This is a genomic window from Indolivaga alginatilytica, assembly GCF_003201355.1.
Classification (GTDB): domain Bacteria; phylum Bacteroidota; class Bacteroidia; order Bacteroidales; family Dysgonomonadaceae; genus Dysgonomonas_A; species Dysgonomonas_A alginatilytica.
Window position 1 is genome coordinate 17,265 of sequence record NZ_QICL01000008.1, and the last position, 19,129, is coordinate 36,393.

General features: G+C 38.0%; 9 protein-coding genes. 1 reads left to right on the forward strand and 8 read right to left on the reverse strand.

Going from position 1 to position 19,129, the window contains the following annotated elements:
• Positions 1-314: 314 nt before the first annotated feature.
• Positions 315-1,064 carry a potassium channel family protein gene (locus tag CLV62_RS08185; RefSeq protein ID WP_110310298.1) on the forward strand — a complete coding sequence of 250 codons (750 nt, stop codon included), beginning with the start codon at positions 315-317 and terminating at the stop codon, positions 1,062-1,064.
• A 97-nt stretch (positions 1,065-1,161) separates the two neighbouring features.
• On the opposite strand, the gene CLV62_RS08190 is transcribed toward CLV62_RS08185, so the two are convergent.
• The 8 genes from CLV62_RS08190 to CLV62_RS08230 form a co-directional block, all read right to left on the reverse strand.
• Positions 1,162-2,754, reverse strand: a complete 1,593-nt coding sequence (locus CLV62_RS08190) for a RagB/SusD family nutrient uptake outer membrane protein (protein ID WP_110310299.1) — start codon at positions 2,752-2,754, stop codon at positions 1,162-1,164.
• Between the two features lie 13 nt (positions 2,755-2,767).
• Complete coding sequence (locus CLV62_RS08195) at positions 2,768-5,818, reverse strand: SusC/RagA family TonB-linked outer membrane protein (protein WP_110310300.1); 3,051 nt, start codon at positions 5,816-5,818, stop codon at positions 2,768-2,770.
• Between the two features lie 653 nt (positions 5,819-6,471).
• Positions 6,472-8,634, reverse strand: coding sequence for a helix-turn-helix domain-containing protein (locus CLV62_RS08205; RefSeq protein ID WP_110310302.1), 2,163 nt, complete (start codon positions 8,632-8,634; stop codon positions 6,472-6,474).
• Between the two features lie 382 nt (positions 8,635-9,016).
• Positions 9,017-10,027, reverse strand: coding sequence for an aldose epimerase family protein (locus tag CLV62_RS08210; protein WP_110310303.1), 1,011 nt, complete (start codon positions 10,025-10,027; stop codon positions 9,017-9,019).
• Between the two features lie 64 nt (positions 10,028-10,091).
• Positions 10,092-11,630, reverse strand: a complete 1,539-nt coding sequence (locus CLV62_RS08215) for a RagB/SusD family nutrient uptake outer membrane protein (RefSeq protein WP_110310390.1) — start codon at positions 11,628-11,630, stop codon at positions 10,092-10,094.
• Between the two features lie 49 nt (positions 11,631-11,679).
• Positions 11,680-14,727, reverse strand: coding sequence for a SusC/RagA family TonB-linked outer membrane protein (locus CLV62_RS08220; RefSeq protein WP_110310304.1), 3,048 nt, complete (start codon positions 14,725-14,727; stop codon positions 11,680-11,682).
• Between the two features lie 88 nt (positions 14,728-14,815).
• Positions 14,816-17,011, reverse strand: coding sequence for a glycoside hydrolase family 97 catalytic domain-containing protein (locus tag CLV62_RS08225; protein ID WP_110310305.1), 2,196 nt, complete (start codon positions 17,009-17,011; stop codon positions 14,816-14,818).
• A 152-nt stretch (positions 17,012-17,163) separates the two neighbouring features.
• Complete coding sequence (locus CLV62_RS08230; protein ID WP_170120039.1) at positions 17,164-19,122, reverse strand: glycoside hydrolase family 97 protein; 1,959 nt, start codon at positions 19,120-19,122, stop codon at positions 17,164-17,166.
• Between the last annotated feature and the right edge of the window lie 7 nt (positions 19,123-19,129).

The following is a 19,129-nucleotide window of genomic DNA, read 5'->3' on the forward strand; positions in this document are numbered from 1 at the left end:
ACCCCCCCCCCCCCCCCCCCCCTAAAGTTTTGAAAATCTGATAAATATACATTTACTACTAAGTTTAAATCAAAGGTAACAAAAGTGACACTTTTGTTATCGTTTTATTTTTTCTTATTTACTGTTTACTCCCCTTATATAAATAGATAAAAAATTGTCGATTGTTGTATTCATATAGGTTTAAATCCTCCTTAAATATACCCTCCTTAATTGAAGAATTATATATCATCTCTTAGATCGTGAGATTGTTTTGTGAAACAAATGATTAATGATAATTGTTTATTAGAAATGAATAACTTATACTTTTAAAATCAATGAAAAATACGTTGAGAAATTTCTTTTATCAGAAGACAACTATTTGTGATATTCTGCATATTATCATTATTTTACTTTCTATTTTTCTTGTTATAAGTATCTCTATTGATACCTTCAAGAATATTCCATTTCAGACGCAAGGTTCTTACTTGAAAATACAGTTATGGATATGTATATTCTTTTTATTCGATTTTCTATTCGAATTTATATTATCAGACCGTAAGTGGTATTTTTTGCGTACTCATTTTATCTTTCTACTAATATCTATTCCCTATCTCAATATAATAGATTATTATGATCTTTCATTCTCTCCTGGGGTTAGTTATTTTATTCGCTTTATTCCTTTGATCAGGGGAGGCTATGCTTTGGCTATTGTTGTTAGTTGGTTGACAAAAAATAAGATATCAGGACTATTTGTTTCTTATTTGACTATGTTGTTGGCAACTGTTTATTTCTCGAGTCTTATATTTTTAGTTGTCGAGCATAAAGTAAATCCTTTGGTTACAAATTATCCCGATTCGTTATGGTGGGCATTTATGAACGTAACAACAGTTGGGTCGAATATTTATGCAGTGACTACCGGTGGTCGAATATTAACTGTAGTTTTGGCTGCGTTGGGAATGATGATGTTTCCTATTTTTACAGTTTATATAACCAGTATAATGCAAAGGGTAAACCGAAAGAAAAAAGGACTTTATCATTCTAAAAATCAAAAAGAAACTGAGATAAATGAGATTGTTAAATCCTGACTAGTTGTAGGGTTGTTATGAAAGTAAATAGATTGAAAAATATAAAACCCTGCTTTATTTCTAAAGCAGGGTTTCGAAAATGTCTCTCTAATAACAATTAGTATCCCGGATTATTGGGTAATAAGTTATTATTCTTATCAATTGAGGATTGAGGAATAGGCAGAAAAATATTCCTGTCTGCAAATTTTCTCTTTTCTACAAAGAAATTTTCTTCATTCAAATTCAGATTTCTGTCACCATTCGGTAAAGCCTCATCCAAAATAGTGCCTTGGCGACAACCGAGTGCATCACCATTCATTACTTCATGAGCAAGCCCCCAACGGATAATATCATAACGTCTCAAACCTTCGAATGCAAATTCGGAGCGGCGTTCGCGACGAACCAGTTCCCGTAATTTAGCTTGAGTATTGTATTTGGTTCTATCTACAATCGGCATTCCGGCTCTTGTTCTTACCTTATCCAAAGCATCATACATTTCGGTATCCAGTTGGTTCGATTCTATTTTAGCCTCTGCTAACCCCAAAAGGACTTCGGCATATCTGAAAAGTATAATACTTCGACCTGTATTCCAAAATCCGGAAGGGAATTGCTCTAAATTATTGAAATATTTTTTGAAATTATAACCTGATTTGGTTGAGTTATTTTCTTTAGTCGGATGATCGGCATTTCCTCTAACAATCGAACTGAAAATCTGACCCTCCCAAAGTTGCCCCGGATAAATAAGAGTTTGTCGCAAACGCGGATCTCTGTTTACATAAGGATTAGTTTCATTATATTTACCTATAGCTTTAGCCTCGGCTATTGTTAGCCCGTCCGCCATTTCGTAATTATCTACTAATGATTGTAAAGGCACTACCGACGACCATCCGCCTTTACTATTGGGCAAGAATGGAGTTAAATCCATAGAAAGATTATTTTCAACGTGTTCGTACTGAAGTATAGTCTCTCCATTATTGTCCCTGTTCGACATTAAAAACAGACCTTCGAACGAAGGAAACAAATCGTAGCCTTTAACCGATTTTGCTGCATCAATAGCTTCTTTATACATTCCTTTGAATAAGTACATTCGCATGAGCAGAGCTTGTGCCGCACCTCGGGGGATGCGTCCGGTTTCGCTGGACGAATGTTTTTCGGCAAGACTCGGAGCAATTTCCTTTAGCTCGGATATTACAAAATCTTCTACGGTTGCTCTGGGATCTCTACCCACTCTCGCTTCTTCGGGAGTCGTAAATGTTTTGGTAGCCAGAGGAATATCGCCATACCACTGGGTCATTAAAAAATAACGGTATGCTCTGATAAAACGAACCTCGGCTACATAGTTTGTTTTTAATCCTTCAGTTCTGAAATTGACACGGTCGATATTTTCCAGAAATTCATTGCATTTGCGAATGGTAATAAAAGAAAATATAGCGGTCGAACCTGGATCACCGGGAGACATTGTTCCATCACCTAAAGCCTGATATCCTTCGGCTCGGTGAAAGTTATAAGCATTATCGGAAGCACAATCGCGGTATAAAACACCCCAACTATCTTCGAATCCTCTGTAGCAACCGGTTAAAGCCAGTTTAGCATCATTTTCGGTTTCCCAGAACGTACCGGGAGAAAGAGCATCACCCGGTGCCCGATCTAGAAAATCCGAGCAAGAGGTAAGAGCAAATATTGAAACTAGAAATAAAATATATTTTTTCATGATTTAATCCTCCTTAAAATGTAACGTTAATACCAAATGAATTTACCATTACCTGAGGATAATGGCTACCTCTTCCTACAGGTGATTCAGGATCCCAGCCTTTTACGAAATTTGTAAATGTCAACAGATTTTGGGCACTGTAAAATACTCTGACTTTAGACATTTGCATATTGTGAGTCAGTTTTGCCGGAAGTGTATATCCCAGTTGTAGATTTTTGAGACGCAAATAAGTACCATCCTGTAACCAGTAGGAAGATATTACAGTTGGCATACTCGGTCCGCTTTTGCCTTGGCTGCTCAAACGGGGGATATCTGTATTTTTATTTTCGGGAGTCCATCGGTTACGCCAGAAAGAAGTCGGTTTACCATTATCTCCGTTTAACTCACCAATAGCCTCAGATTCCATGTATCCCTTTCCTCCTGCTGTTCCCTGAAAGAATACCAATATATCGAATCCTTTATAAACAGCTCCTACATTAAATCCGAATACAAATTTGGGATCTGTGCAACCTATTATCACTCGGTCGGCAGCACTCAGTTTTCCATCATCCGTTACATCTACATAGCGTAAATCTCCGGGTACTACAGTTCCCTGAATATTGTTTGTCGCCCAATTGTCAATATCTTCCTGCGATTGATATAAACCATCGGTCTTGTATCCATAAATGCTATTCAGGGCATTTCCAACTCGTTTGATGTCCTTCCCGTCAATAATCTCATTTTGTCCTGCAAGTTTTAATATCTTATTTTTATTATATGCAATATTACCACCGAAAGAAAATACTACATTCTTAAATTGTTTGTTATACTGTGCCGAAAATTCAATACCTTTATTAGATACTTCTCCTACATTATCCCAAAAATCCGACAAGGCATATGTATCCGGCGTGGGTACTTTCATTAGAATGTCCGATGTCAATTTATCGTAATAGTCAACAGTAATATTCAAATCGTTGGTGATACCAACATCAAGACCTATATTCCATGTGCGTGTTTCTTCCCACTTAAGGTTCGGGTTTTTAGCATAAACAGTTGCCCCTCCCGGTACTATCTTTCCTCCGAAAGCATAATCCTGATTACTCAATGATAGGGTAGGGATGGTAGGATAATAATCATCTAAAGCAGCTTGATTCCCTAATTTTCCCCATGAAGCTCTGACTTTTAGATTCGAAATAGAATTTCTTACAGGCTCCATGAAATTTTCTTCCGAAATACGCCAAGCTCCCGAAAATGAAGGGAAAAAGCCCCAACGGTTGGCTTCAGCAAAGCGAGATGATCCATCGTAACGGAAGTTGGCTTCCAGTAAATATTTACCGGCATAATCGTAATTCATACGGCCAAACCAAGATAGCATTGACAGTTCTCTGGTATATCCTTCATTCTTCATTCCTGCGGTACTACCGCCATTTAAGTCTGTCAGGTTGTTGCTGGGAAATTTTTCACGATATGCGTAGGTGTATTTGTAGTGATAATATTCGGAGTGAAATCCACCTAAGAATATCAGGTTATGTTTGCGGTCAAAAGTTTTGCTGTAATTTAAGAAAATATCACTCGCAACCGTTTCATCGGAATAATTTCTTTGGTGCATTCTGTTTGGACCGTGGTATTTATTCGGATTGTATTGAATGTCTTTTATAAATTCGTTTTGGTCCTCATTGAATGTTTTATAAGAAAACACACCTTTTAGCGAAAGGTCTTTTATAAATTCATATTTAATTGTTCCTATTCCTAAGAAGTATGCTCTTTTTTTCAATATTTGTTGCCCCAGATCGATCCATGCAATCGGGTTTCCATCACTAATAGTGCCATAATCTCCGTTCGATTTGCGATAAGGAATCCAAGGTGAAATTAAGTTTACTTGTCTGAAAATCTGATCTGCTCCACCTCCTACATATGAGTTAGTTGCTTCTTCCAGATCCATGCGTGTATACGATAAGTTAACACCCACATCGAGTTTCGAGATAGGGTTGATGTCCAGATTCGTTCTTATATTATATTGTTTCTTACCTGTCAGTTTGATAACTCCGTCTTGTTGCAGATAACTTACCGAAGTCATATAGCGGGCTTTATCTGTTCCCCCGCTGACGTTTATATTATGATTGGTTTGAAATCCCGAACCTTGATAAAGCAAGTCTTGCCAATCGGTATCGGCAAAATTATCAGGATCAGATCCGTCCCTGAACTTTTGAATCTCTGCCTCTGTAAATTTAGGGCTTTTGCCGTCATTTTTTAAGGCTTCATTGTACATCTCTGCATACTCAGCCGATCGAATATAATCGGGTAATGCAGTAGGTGCTTGCCAGCCGAAAGTGCCTAAATAACTGATTTGAGATTTACCTGCTTTTCCTTTTTTAGTAGTTATCAGGATAACACCGTTAGCGGCTTTTGCTCCGAATATCGACGAGCTTGCCGCATCTTTCAACACGGTTAATGTTTCAATATCATTAGGGTCAATATTGTCCATTGTTGCTTCTACTCCATCTACAAGTACCATCGGGTTGGCGTTATTTAAAGTTCCTACTCCACGTACTCTGATAGTACCGCCGTCACCTCCGGGCAGCCCGCTTTTTTGAGTAATGGTAACACCCGGTAATAAACCGGCTAAACCGGCAGAAACGTTACTCAGGGGTCTGTTTTCGAGCATTTTGCTATCTACTGTAGCAACCGATCCTGTCAGGTTCGCTTTTTTCTGAGTGCCAAAACCAACTACTACCACTTCATCGAGTAGTTTGGTATTCTCTTTCAGCCTTACATCTATTACCTTACGTGAGCCTACAGGAATTTCCTGCCTTTCGTAGCCTATATAGGAGTAGACCAATACCGAATTACTATTGGGGACAGTTATTGTATATTTTCCATCCATATCAGTAGCTGTTCCAATTGCCGCATTTTTAACAGCAATTGTAATACCAATCATCGGTTCACTGTTTTCGTCTGATACTGTGCCCGTGATGGTTATTTGTGCATTGGCCGACATTCCGAAGCCAAGCATTGCCATCATTAGAATTAGCACTTTAAAGAAACTTCCTCTTCGTTGTTTCCTTTCCTTTAATTTGTAGTTCATGCTTTTAATTGATTTAGGTTAAACATTGATTTTATTTAAGGGTATTTATTATAGTATGCAACCAGGCACACGTAAAAAAGACCAAGCCGATTATATCGGTATGGTCGAACATAAGTTTAAATAAATAGGTAATATAAGGCTCTTCCCCAAAATAAGCTTTCGGGAAAATTTGTTGCTAAGAAAAGAAAAGGGTATTTTATAGCTCTCTCTCTCTCTCTCTCTCTCTCTCTCTCTCTCTCTCTCTCTCTCTCTCTCTCTCTCTCTCTCTCTCTCTCTCTCTAATATTTCAGCGCACATGACCAAACCTAAATAGTTAAAATTTAGATTAAAGCCTATGTTTTTATATATTAGTGATATTGTCATTTTCTTCTATAGTAAATTAAGGTTTTGCTAATGATAAAATAATATATTTTATCCCTATGGAAAGGTGTGTCGATTGCTAAATCAAAGGTTAATAAATTACTAGTTATTTCAATCCGAAAAAACATAGCCGTTTATGCTCAAAGACAGAAAGAGTCTTTAAGCAAATGTAACAATTTAATTGAAATATTGTTATATTATTCTAAAAAAAACTATTTGAATAAGATATCTAATAATCTATATGCCCTTGAACAAAAGAATCTTTGCTGCTTATTAATTTATAAATTTAGGATTTATTGTTTTTTAGACCATCTGATGTGATTCATCATGGCTTTAATATCCAGATAAGTATATTCTTTGGGTAACTCCTCTTTGATACTGGATAAGGGAGTATTAGGCTGGATATCCTTTAATCGTGGGAGAAGATAGTTTTGTTTTTCTTCGGAGATTAATTTATCGACAGATAATTCACCCGTAAGAATAAATTCCGATAAATGACCTTCGATAGTTGTTGTAGATAAATTACGCTCGGTAGCGATTTCTTTCAACGTTTTACCTTCATTAAACAATAAGAGTGTGATACGCTGGCTATCTCCTTTTTGAGGTTTCGATTTCTTTTCACTTTCTATATGCACTTCGATTTGAGGGGCGGTCAATTGTTTGAAAACCAGATCGGAGGTGAGTTCAATATTTCCATAATGGATACGTTCCAACTTTTCCAGAAGTGATAATAATGTAGCATGAATTTCACGTACACCTTTCAAATACAGTTTTACTTTAGATGCTTTTTTTAGGCTGTTTATATGAGTTTCTATCGGTATAATAATATTCTGTTGCAAATCTTTATGAAAATATCCGACCGCCTTTTTTACACGATCCGTTAATAAGTTAATATCGGGATTAGCCACCGATAATATTGTGTTAAGCTCTTTTCTGAAATTTTCGGCTATCTTCTGTTCTTCTCTTGCTCTTATATACAGTTCAGAAAAGAGAGCCTGCATTTTTTCCTTTTCGGGAATGTTTTTTTCAGCTGCTAATTGGTTCAAAGACTGAATACTCCGAACTACTGGTGACCAATCGAATGCTTTTTTTAATCGGTTAGCAGAATAGAGGGGTTTTTCTTGTTCCAATATTTGTTGGAGATAGTCTTTCTTCAGTTCTTCTTTACTGAAGGCTATAGCGCTTTGATCGGTATGTATACTATCGGCTGTAATGCGTGAAAATAATACAATTCCTTCGAGGGATGTACAACGGCTGAGTGCAACGTACACTTGCCCTGCGGCAAAAGCTTGCCCTGCGTCTATAACTACCCGGTCGAAGGTTAATCCCTGACTTTTATGTATGGTAATAGCCCATGCTAAACGGATAGGGTATTGTGTAAAGGCTCCTAATTCTTCCTCCTGAATATTGCCCGAATCTTCATTTAATGAATAACGCACATTACGCCATGTTTCTTCTTCGAGTTCCATTTCGTTGCCATCTTCGAACCGAACAACTATTTTTTCTTTCGACAGATGGCTGATTACAGCTAGTTTTCCATTATAATAACGGCGTTTTTCTCCTGCGTCATTTTTTACAAACATTACCTGTGCACCCACTTTCAGCAGTAGATCAAAATCTGTAGGCAGTGAGTTATCTGCAAAATCGCCTGTTATCTTTCCCGAAAAAGAAATTCCTTTTGTTTTCAGACCATCCAGTTGTTCACTGTTTATCTTATCGGCTTTATAGTTGTGAGTACATAGAACAATATACCTGTTTTCTACTGTTAATTTAAAAGACGGGTTGTAACGTTGATTGAGTATTTGTAAATCGCTTGTTGTAGTACAGCTATTACGAATACGATTCAGTATATCGATGAAAATCTGATCGCTTTGCCTGTAAATTGTTTTTAACTCTATGTAGAGAGGCATATTGTTTTGTAATGCCTGAGCGTGAAAAAAGAATGGGGAAGGGTAGTATTGTTTCAATTGATCCCATTCGTGCTGTTGTGCTACGGGAGGCAACTGAAACATATCGCCTATGAAAAGAATCTGAACACCTCCAAACAACTGTTGATTATTACGATAGCGTTTCAACATATAATCTATAGCATCAAGCATATCGGCTCTGAGCATACTTACTTCGTCTATGATAAGGAGTTCAAGTTCGCGTAACATCTCAATTTTAGATTTACGCAATTTGAAATGGAAGTCCAGCTTCTTTTTTCCTTCCGAATTGGGAATAAACGGTTCGAATGGCAACTGCAACAACGAATGTAATGTTACTCCTCCTGCATTTATAGATGCTACACCTGTTGGAGCAGCTACAATTACGTTTTTATCCACATTCTTGCGAATATGGTGTAAAAATGTAGTTTTACCTGTTCCTGCTTTACCTGTCAGAAAGACAGACTGTGAGGTGTTGCGTACAATATCGGCAGCTAGAGTGAATATTTCGTTTGGTGTTGAGGCTTCCATTATTTTGTATTTATTCTTACAAATATAATTATATTAAAGTTGCAGACCTAGTTTATAATTAGCAGCAGGTATTTAATGTAATATTATTTGTTTATAACTACCAGTTGTATTAATACTTGCCAAAGTAATAAAAAGTTCTTAGATTGTAAAAGCACAGAAAAAAGACTAATAGGAAACTACTAGTCTTTTAGGCTTAAAATAACAAATAAGGCTTTAATAATCTGATTTGAAAATAATATCCGAAAAACTTTATTTTAAATTATATTGATTGCTGTTTACATTATTTATGCATCACTCTTATATAATAACTACTTTGAGTGTTCTTTTGTTTACATTTTTTTGATATTTATTTGCGAGTAAACCGTTATGCACTGCATATTGCTTATTTGCAACCAAATCGATAGGTTAAAGTATCCGTCTTTATTTGATCGGGTTGAAGTATATTCGAAGGGAAATGAGGCTGGTTAAGAGCATCAGGGTGGTATTGTGCTTCTAGACAAATACCTTCGAAAGGTTGGAATCCGTCGGATAAAAAATCGCCCGTATAAATTAAAACACCGGGCATAGAAGTGTATAAATCGATTGTCCTACCCGAATCCGGATCTAAAAGAGAAGCTAAAGGGGTATTTTCATTATGTTTGCTCTCTTTTATAAAAAAGGCATTGTATCCTTTTAAACTATCATTCTTCAAAGGGAGCATTTTTGCTATTTCTTTATATTCTCCGAAATCGAAAGCGGTATCTTTGACAGGGTATATTTTACCTGTCGGTAAAAACTCGTTATTCGATTCGAGATATTCCTGTGAGTTTACTTTAAGTTGGTTATTCAATATAGTATTTCTTTTTCCGGACAGGTTAAAATAAGAATGATTGGTGAAATTTACAGGAGTTGCTTTGTCTGACCAAGCCGTATATATAATTTGCAATTCGTTGTTATCCGAAAATGAGTATTCGACAGAAAAATTTAAATTTCCGGGAAAGCCTCCTTCTCTGTCATTGCTTTGTGTATATAATAGGATGCTATTTTCTTTTATCCGATAGTCGAATATTTTCTTGTTGAAGCCATTATATCCTCCGTGATTACTGTTTTTACCATCATTTTTATCTAAATGATAACTGTTTCCATTCAACATAAACTCAGCTTTAGATATCCGATTGGCAACACGTCCTATGGTACTTCCCAGATAGAACTTATCTGAGAAATAATCGGTCGGATTATCATAATGCAGGACAATATTATCAAGTCTGCCTTCCTTATCGGGAACAACTACCGATACAATGGTGGCTCCATAATTGAGCATTTCAATATAGGCATTCGATGAGTTTGTTATTCGGAATAACACGATCGGTTTTTCTTTATAAATCGTAATTTCTTGCGTTGTAACCTTTTCCATACTAAATAATTATTAGAATACTCTCCCGAAACTTTCGGGAGAGTATTCTTGTCATAACCTAAAATCAATAATTGCCATATCCCGGATTTTGATCTTCCTCGCTGATATCTTCATTTTGTTTTATTTCAGTCAACGGAATAGGATATCTGCTATGGAATTGTTGTATGGTTCCGCTCGCTTTAGTCCATTTGTTATGTGTTTTTACTAATTCAACAAATTTACCTGTACGAATCAAATCCATGCGCCTCCAGCCTTCGAAACAAAGTTCGCGCATACGCTCATCCATGATATTCTTTCTGAAATCTTCCTGAGACATTCCCGTACTCCATTTTTTATTATCGGGTAACGAACCACCCCATGCACGGCTGCGAATGTTGGCATTCACTATATTAACAGCATCAGATGTTTTTCCTGTCTCATTGAGGCACTCGGCATAACATAAATATATATCAGCCAAACGGAGGTAGTGAACATTCTTTCCCGAATACCAGAAGCTGGTTACTCTATCGGTACGTTTATCCTCGTATTTTTTAATGTGAGGATCCAGCTCATCACCTCCAAATCCACCGGGGAGTGTAGGTTTATAATCATCATATTGGAAATCGTACCTGATGCTCTCACTCTTACGTAGATCTCCGTCTTCCCATATACCACCTTCCGACGCATTATTATAGCAATATATAGTAGGCAGTATAAGGTCGTAACCTCCGAAATAACAATATCCGTTTGCTACATCGGCAAGAGCCCGTGAACCTGTTTGCCATTGAATCTGGTTATTATCAGGGTATACAATACTAAACTGATATTCATAAATAGATTCTGTTGTATTGGGTTTATTAGGATCAAATAAATCGGCATAATTAGCAACCAATCTGTAATTGCCATTATCTATTACTTTTTTGAAATATTCGGCTGCTTTAGCATAATCCCGTATTCCCGATTCGATTAAAGCCGAGAGATACACCTTTCCGAGTAATGCTTGTGCAGCACCTTTAGATACTTTCCGTTTATCGGTTTGCTTTTCAGGCAAATATTGTTCGGCACGTTCCAGATCCTTGATGATTAAATCATATACAAGGGCTAATGGTTGTCTGGTCAGTCCATGCACTGGAGTAATTTTAGCATCTATAAGGGGGATTTCGCCCCAATATTGTGTCAATTCGAAATTTAATACAGCTCTGATAAAACATGCTTCTCCCAGCAAAGGTTTTAGTTCTTCGGGAGTATTTATTTCTAAATTCTTTACAGCTTTAGCTGCGGCACTAACCAAACGCCAACGACTGTCCCATTGCTGAGTAAGTGCATTATTGGAAGGAGAAAGTGAGCCGTCGTATCTGTCCAATGCAGCCTGATCGCGGTCGGTACTAACCTGAAATGCCCCTTGTTGAGATTCGTCCGAACCCAATTGAAACATCAAACCTCCTCTATCTTTCCGTATATCCCGCCATTGATTATACAGACTTCCTATAAGAGCTTCCGTATGATTGAGGTATGCTTCTTCTTCAGTAAGGGCTGTTTTGGGATCATTATCAAAGAAATCCGAACACGATGTTGATAATAATGTGATTATCATCATCAATCCTATTATTTTTTTAGCATTCATAATATTCATTTTTTATTAATGTCTAACTGTTACTTATATAATAAATAGCTTAAAATCCAAATCGTACCCCAACCACATACATTTTGGTTGCAGGATATGAGTCTCCTGTTTCAGGGTCATAACCTTTAAAGTCCGTAACAGTGAGTAGATTATTTCCGGTGAAGTATAGGAGCGCATTATTCAACTTAATATTTTCCAATACCGATTTAGGAAGATTATAAGACAGAGTTATAGCGGCCATCCTCAGGAAAGATGAGTTTTGCACACCCAGATCTACATCTCCATAAGTAAAACGGCCTCCATCGCGATAGGCACGTGGAATATTGGTATTTGTATTTTCAGGAGTCCATCGGTTTTTCAGATCTTCGTGTGAGGCGGTCATTCCGCTTCCCGACATCATGGTTTCATAAAGTCCGCTTAGTTTCTTTCCTCCGGAAGAATAATTGAAAATAGCACTTAATCCTATTCCTTTATAATTGAAGTCTGTCGAAAATCCCCCGAAGAATTTAGGATCTGTTTTACCAACTATGGTGCGGTCGAGATCGTCTATAACATCGTCTCCATTCAAATCTTTAGGTAAAATGTCTCCTACTTGTACAGTACGGCCGCCAACATCTAGTTTTCCGTTATTTATTCGTTCAACATCGGCTTGAGTGGCTAGCCTGTCAAACTTATAGGTATAGATAGAGTTAAGAGATTCTCCTAAGAAAATATTACCTTCTCTTTGGATTTCAACACCGGTATACCCTCCTTTATTCCAAATCACATCTACATCACCATAGAGTTTCTTTATCTTATTCTTATTGAAAGAAATATTACCCGATACATTCCATTTAAAGTCCTTAGTATCAACAATAGCTCCGTTTACCGAAAATTCGAATCCATTGTTTTGCAGTTCTCCTACATTAGCTATAGTGTTAGTATATCCACTCATAGAAGACAAAGATCTTTGCATTAGCAGATCGGTATTTTTAATATTATAATAATCGGCAGTGAAAGATAATCTGTTTTGAAGAATACTCACATCAAGACCAAAGTTCCATTGTTTTTGTTTTTCCCATCTAAGGTCGGTATTGCCCATTTTTCCATCCGATCTGGGAAGAACAGTTCCTCCTGAAACATAAGGAAGCCAAAGCGAATAAATGGCATAAAGAGGTATGTTCTGATTACCGACAATACCATATCCTGCTCTAAGTTTCAACTGATCAAAAATATTTAATTTCTTCACAAAATCTTCGTTAGCAACATTCCACGATAATGCCAGTGAAGGGAAAGTACCCCATCGGTTTTGAGGTGAAATTTTGGATGAGCCTTCTTGTCTTACGGTTAATGTTGCAAAATATTTGTTGTCATATGAATAATTAGCTCTTTGAACAAATGCCATAATGCTGCTATTCGTGAAATCCGAACTGAGGTCAAAGACGTCTTTCTTTGTTGCTCCCTTCAAAGAATAATAGGAAAATTCGTCAGAAGCAAAACCTCTGCCTTTTACCTGATTAAATTGCCATTGGTTTTTAGAGACATTGATTGCCACCATAGCGAATAATTTGTGTTTCTTGGCAAATGTAGTTTCGTAAGAAGCCGATCCGTCCCACTGCCAGTTAAACCATTCGTCTTTACGGTGAGAAGCTTCTCCGTCATAAGCATTACGGATCGATTGTCCTACATTTTTGGGTGTATACCAATATTCCTGCTGATCCATTTTATCGATAGAAAGAGTATTTCTGATGTTTAACCCTTCCATCGGGTTTAGATTTACATAATTGGCTGATATCAATCGGTTTTGCATTCGATCCCCATCTATAGTAAGACTTAAAATCGGATTATAGACACCTGTTTGTACGGCCGATCCCCATTTCATATAAATATCGGTATCGTTAATCGGATACATGGGGTTTGCTGTCATGGCATTCCAAAATACACTGCTTTCCGTTAAGCCATAACTACCCCTTATATAAGAAGTTGTTGTGCCTACTTTTACCCAGGGCTTAAGGCTTCTCTCGATATTTACTTTACCATTGAATCGTTCGAAATCGGAATTCTTAACTAATCCTTCTTGTTTTGAATAACCAAAGCTCAGGTAGTAATTTCCTTTTTCGTCGGCATCCGAAAAACTTACAGTATGGTTTTGTTGAAAACCTTTTCGGGTAACTTCGTCCAGCCAATTGTAGCTTTGCCCGGCTTTGTAGGAAGCATGTTCATAATCAGCAAAAACATCAAAATTCTCAGGCGAGGTTATTTGGCTGATATAATTCTGCCTGTTAGCTGTAGGATTTTTATCCATATATGTATTAGCGGCAGCATCTACGCGCAGATTATAGATATCATTGGTTCCCATAAGTGGCATTTTCTTGGTGTAATCAGAGAATCCAACCCATCCGTCATAGGTGATCTGACCTCCTTTTTTACCTCTTTTGGTTGTAATAACTACCACTCCGTTAGCACCTCTCGATCCGTAGAGAGAGGTTGCAGAGGCATCTTTAAGGATATCGATAGATGCTATATCCTCGGGGTTGACAAGGTTAAAACCTCCGTCTAATACAACCCCGTCTATTACATAGATAGGATCAGTCCCGAATTGAATGGAGTTGTTCCCACGTATTTTTATCTGCGTACTTGCTCCTCCCGGATTGGGGTCTTTCGAAATGTAAACACCCGCAACTCGTCCCTGTAATGCTTCGTTTACACTGAGTACAGGAAGTTCTTCCAGTTTGTCGCTCGAGATCCGACCTACTGCACCCGTCAGATCACTTTTTTTCATCGATACCCCGACAACAACTACTGACTCGAGGTCGATAGAGTTTTCTGTCATTTTAACATCGATAAAGGACCTCCCCTGAACAGGAATATTCTGACTCTGATATCCCAACAGGGTGATTATTAATGTACTGTTTTTATCAACCATAAGGGAAAAGTTACCATCGAGGTCGGTTATTGTACCTTTGGTCTTATCTTTTGTATCAACAATTGTAGTTCCGATGATTGCCTCTCCGGTTGTTGCATCGGTTACCTTTCCATCCACTTTTATTGTTTGCGAATGTACATATCCGCATATTAGCAGAAATATACACATAATTAGCACTCTGCACTTTTTCATGATACTATGTATTAGTTTATTTAATTAAAAAGGTTTCTGTGAATAGCTGTTTTTCTTCGTTTTTCTTTACATACGATTTCGATTTTAGTTATTTAATAAATTTATTAGAGTAGTGGTTGTTTTCTGTTTCTACCCTGAGAAGATGTACTCCTTTGTTTAGTTCTTCAATATTCAGGGTGTATTCTTTTACGTTATTTTCTGCTATTGTCTTTTGAAAAGATAGTCTCCCCGTTATATCATATATCCAAATATTTCGAAGTAGTTCGGGTGCTTGGATATATAATTGAGAATGTTTCGTATAGGAGAGAAAACCATTATCTAGAGTTTCTTTTTCTATGCCTGAGGTTGATGATTCGGTCACTCGTAAAGCAAATCCGCCTTCGGGTGATAATTTGAATTTCACTTTCGATTCACTGGTCACTTTTAGCGTTTCATAAGTGTAAGCTGTTGCATCATTATCCGTATTATCGTTGTCTCTGTATACTTGTATCTCATACGGTTTACCTGCATCAAGAAAGTCGAAGCTCACTTCAAGTTGTCTGCCTTTGCTGTTTGTCATTCCTCCGACAAACCACTCATTTGCGTTCTTCTTTGCTATCACAGCATATTCTCCTACTTCCGCATCAAGTGGCAGGGTTTTATCCCATACGGTGGGTACATGTGAGAAGAATTCCGAGATGTTTTTATATTTTGCATATTCTATCGGTGAGTCACAGAGATAACCCATAGGTTGGTCAAACATCACATACATGGCTAATTCGTGCGCACGGGTTCCTATACTCATAGGCACACCTGTGCCTATTGGAGTGAATTGAGAAAGGTGTTTGTTTCTCATCGATCCCGGAGTATAATCCAGAGGACCTGCCAACATACGTATAAAAGGAAATTGCAGATGGTAATCGGCATTGGGGGTGGTGTCCCATTTATCACATTCTGCACCGCGTACGGCTTCGAAGTTTATAATATTCGGGTAAGCTCTTTGCAATCCTGTGGGTTTAGGGCAACCGTGCAGAACAAGGAGCATTTCTCTGTCGGCACAATCTTTAGCCAGTTTTTCGATCCAGTTCATAGCTATCTGGTCGTCTCTTTCTATCAGGTCGATTTTTACTCCTGCTGCTCCGTAGTTTTTTAGTTGGGTGATTCTGTTCGGATTTGTAACAGGAAGGTTGATAAAATCCCAAAGAATTACTTTTACATTTTTCGATTTGGCATAATTACAAACCTGCACAACAAAACTATCGCTCCATCCCGCATCCATAGTCAGGTATTCAATCTTGTTGGCTGCTGCATAATCGATGTAATATTTGTAGCTTTCGTAGCTTAGAGTTCCCGATGGATTTACTCCTTCCAGTATGCCGTCATGCCACCATTCCCATACCGATTTTCCGGGTTGAATCCAATCCGTGTTTATTATTTCCTGAGTTTTGGCAAGTTTAAATATCAATTCGTTATTTAGTAAGTCTTTGTCTTCTTCGGAGACAATTACTACTCTCCAGGGATATGTACGGGTACCCGATGTACGTGCCAGATAATCGTAACGTTCTGTAACCCGGTGATATTTATATACATCATTGGGATCAGTTACAGTTTTGGGATATTGAGCCCATTTGCCTTTCATGGCATTTGTTCCCGACGGTTGGATATACATTCCCGGATAATCCGATAAATCGGACTCAGCTATTACTACACGAATGCCCGTAGGGTACGAAAACATGGCAGGCGTAATAGAGAAAGAGCCGGAAGGTATTTCTGCAATACTGTTGTGGAAAGTGTATACACGTTCCCACGATTCCATTTTTTGATCGGCTTCGGGATACCATACGGTAGGAGTACCCGAAAAGTTGAATTCTGCCTGTTCGCTGTTTACAACGACATCGCCTCCCAGCCGGGTACGGAAACGATAAGCTACACCTTCGTCGTATGCACGGACGATCAGCGAATAATTCTGATCGAAGTCTATTGTCGTTTCGTTGTAGTTCTCTTCCATAGTTTTATTTTTTCCATAAACCAATGGTATATCTCCTTTGACTTCTTTTGAAGAAGAATTGCTTACAGTTCCGTTTTTGCCTATAGTAATTCCGTTGTTTAAAGCGATGGATATCAGAGAGGGTTTGATAAGTTCAACATTATCACATTCTACAGAATATGTAATGTCTTGTCCTATATCCACTTTAATGGTCAGGGCTTTGTTCGGAGACTGAACAATGTATTGAGTCGCCTGCACAAATTGTGCTGAAAACAATAGTAGCAGGCTATATGCCACGAACCGGATTTTTGTTTTCATAATGCTGTTTTTTTAAGGATTAGGATTATAAATTTGTTTCCTTTTTTGCATATACAGTAAGGTTGAAGCTTGTTGTTACGGTTTGTAAATGACCATAAAAGGCGTTCCCTACTATTAAAACAGGGTGATAAATATTACGTTACTGATTGTAATTATTTAGCGTATATGCGCATTGCTGTCCCCCCTCCGGCGGCTAGTGGAATTGTCATTCTTGTAGTATTATCTACATTTTTTGTTTCGTAGATATATCGATCTGCATACAGATTGGCATCTGTTCCGTCTTTGTAGATTTCTGCCGTATACTGTACTCCTTCTGTGAGGAACGAAAAATCGACTACTACATCCCGTGCAGTCCAATTGGTCATTCCGCCAACGTACCATTCATTGCCCTTTTGTTTAGCTATTAAAGCATACTGTCCAACCTTAGCAGCTAGTACTTTGGTATCATCAAAAGTGGTGGGTACTTTCGATAAGAACTTCATTATATCGGGATATTTGCGGTACTCACTCGGAGAGTCACAAAGCATAGCCAGATATTGATCGTAGATAACGAACATCGACAATTCGTGGCAACGAGTTCCTTGTGCAGAAGGTAATCCCGGATCAATCGGCTTAAACATCTGAGGCGATTTGTTACGCATAGCTCCCGGAGTATAATCCAACGAACCTCCTAACATGCGGATAAAGGGAAATGTTACATGATGTTGTGGGTTAGCTGTCAAATCCCATTTCGAACACTCGGCTCCCCGTACAGCTTCGAAATTGACAATATTAGGATACATACGTTGAAGCCCTGTCGGTTTGCTGCAACCATGAAAATTAACCATCAGTTTATGTTCCGCAGCTTTTTTGGCAATGGTTTCGTACCATTCCATAGCCAGTTGGTCGTCACGGTCGAAGAAGTCAACTTTGATACCTACCGCACCCCAGTTATGCATCATTTCCAGATATTCGTCGGCATGATCGGTCAAAGCCATAGCAACGCACCATAAGAAAACACCTACATTTTTAGATTTTCCATAACTGATAACCTCTTGCACGTCTACTTTAGGATTGGTTTGGGACAGGTCGAAAATGTGTGACCATCCTGCATCGATCATTAAATATTCGAGACCGTTTTCGGCTGCAAAATCAATGTAATGTTTATACAATGCCGTATTTCGGTTATCCATCCCCGAAGGTATATCCGCATTGGGAAGCATAGCATCGTGCCACCATTCCCAGGCTGCTTTTCCGGGTTTTATCCAATCAACATCAGTCAATATTTGAGGTTTCGCCAGTTTATAAATGATTTCATTGGTAAGTAGTTCTTTATCATCATCGGTAACTATGATTACCCGCCAGGGAAATTCGCGTTTACCTTCTGTTTTAGCTATATAATCCCGGGTCTTTTGTACTACAGATACAAATCCCCAACTGCCCAAAGCGGTACTATCGGGATATTGTGCAAAATTAGAGTTGAATCCTTTGTTATTTTTCACCAGATACATTCCCGGATAATCTCTTACATCCGACTCGGTAACCACTACTTTTGTTCCGTCAGGCATGGAATAGAGTACAGGTGTAATTGCTTTCTTGCCATCCAAAATGGCTGAGGCTGAGGCATAATCCATATACATCAATTCCCAAGCGGTGTAATTAGCTGTCTCAGCAAATATTACTGCCGGATCATCGGTGATATTGACATTCATAACCTCGTTGCGAACAATGATGTCGCTATCCATTTCGGTGACAAAACGATAGGCAACCCCATCGTTATAGGCTCTGATTACGAGAGAATAGTTTCCCTCGAAATCAATTCGGGTCTCATTGTATTTATCGGAAAGTTCTTTGAATTTCCCATATAGAGGGGTTATCTTTTCATCTGCCGAGCGGCTTACTACCTTCTTAATCTTAGCATTTACAGCCAGATTTTTATCTTGTAGTTGGAGGCCAATAACAGAAGGTGCGATAATTTCTTTTCCTTTAAATAATACTTTGTATGAGATGGAATCTTCGGTATTGATCTGTATAGTCAATCTTGAATCGGGTGATGAAACCACAAAGTCCTTCTCCTTGCAGCTTGCAAAGAGAAGAACACTCAATAGTAATATAACATGTGCTTTTATCATGAGTAAG

Coding starts and splice junctions, on each gene's coding strand:
- CLV62_RS08185 (WP_110310298.1), top strand. CDS start 315: ATGAAAAATACGTTGAGAAATTTCTTTTATCAGAAGACAACTATTTGT.
- CLV62_RS08205 (WP_110310302.1), bottom strand. CDS start 8,634: ATGGAAGCCTCAACACCAAACGAAATATTCACTCTAGCTGCCGATATT.
- CLV62_RS08190 (WP_110310299.1), bottom strand. CDS start 2,754: ATGAAAAAATATATTTTATTTCTAGTTTCAATATTTGCTCTTACCTCT.
- CLV62_RS08225 (WP_110310305.1), bottom strand. CDS start 17,011: ATGAAAACAAAAATCCGGTTCGTGGCATATAGCCTGCTACTATTGTTT.
- CLV62_RS08215 (WP_110310390.1), bottom strand. CDS start 11,630: ATGAATGCTAAAAAAATAATAGGATTGATGATGATAATCACATTATTA.
- CLV62_RS08220 (WP_110310304.1), bottom strand. CDS start 14,727: ATGAAAAAGTGCAGAGTGCTAATTATGTGTATATTTCTGCTAATATGC.
- CLV62_RS08195 (WP_110310300.1), bottom strand. CDS start 5,818: ATGAACTACAAATTAAAGGAAAGGAAACAACGAAGAGGAAGTTTCTTT.
- CLV62_RS08210 (WP_110310303.1), bottom strand. CDS start 10,027: ATGGAAAAGGTTACAACGCAAGAAATTACGATTTATAAAGAAAAACCG.
- CLV62_RS08230 (WP_170120039.1), bottom strand. CDS start 19,122: ATGATAAAAGCACATGTTATATTACTATTGAGTGTTCTTCTCTTTGCA.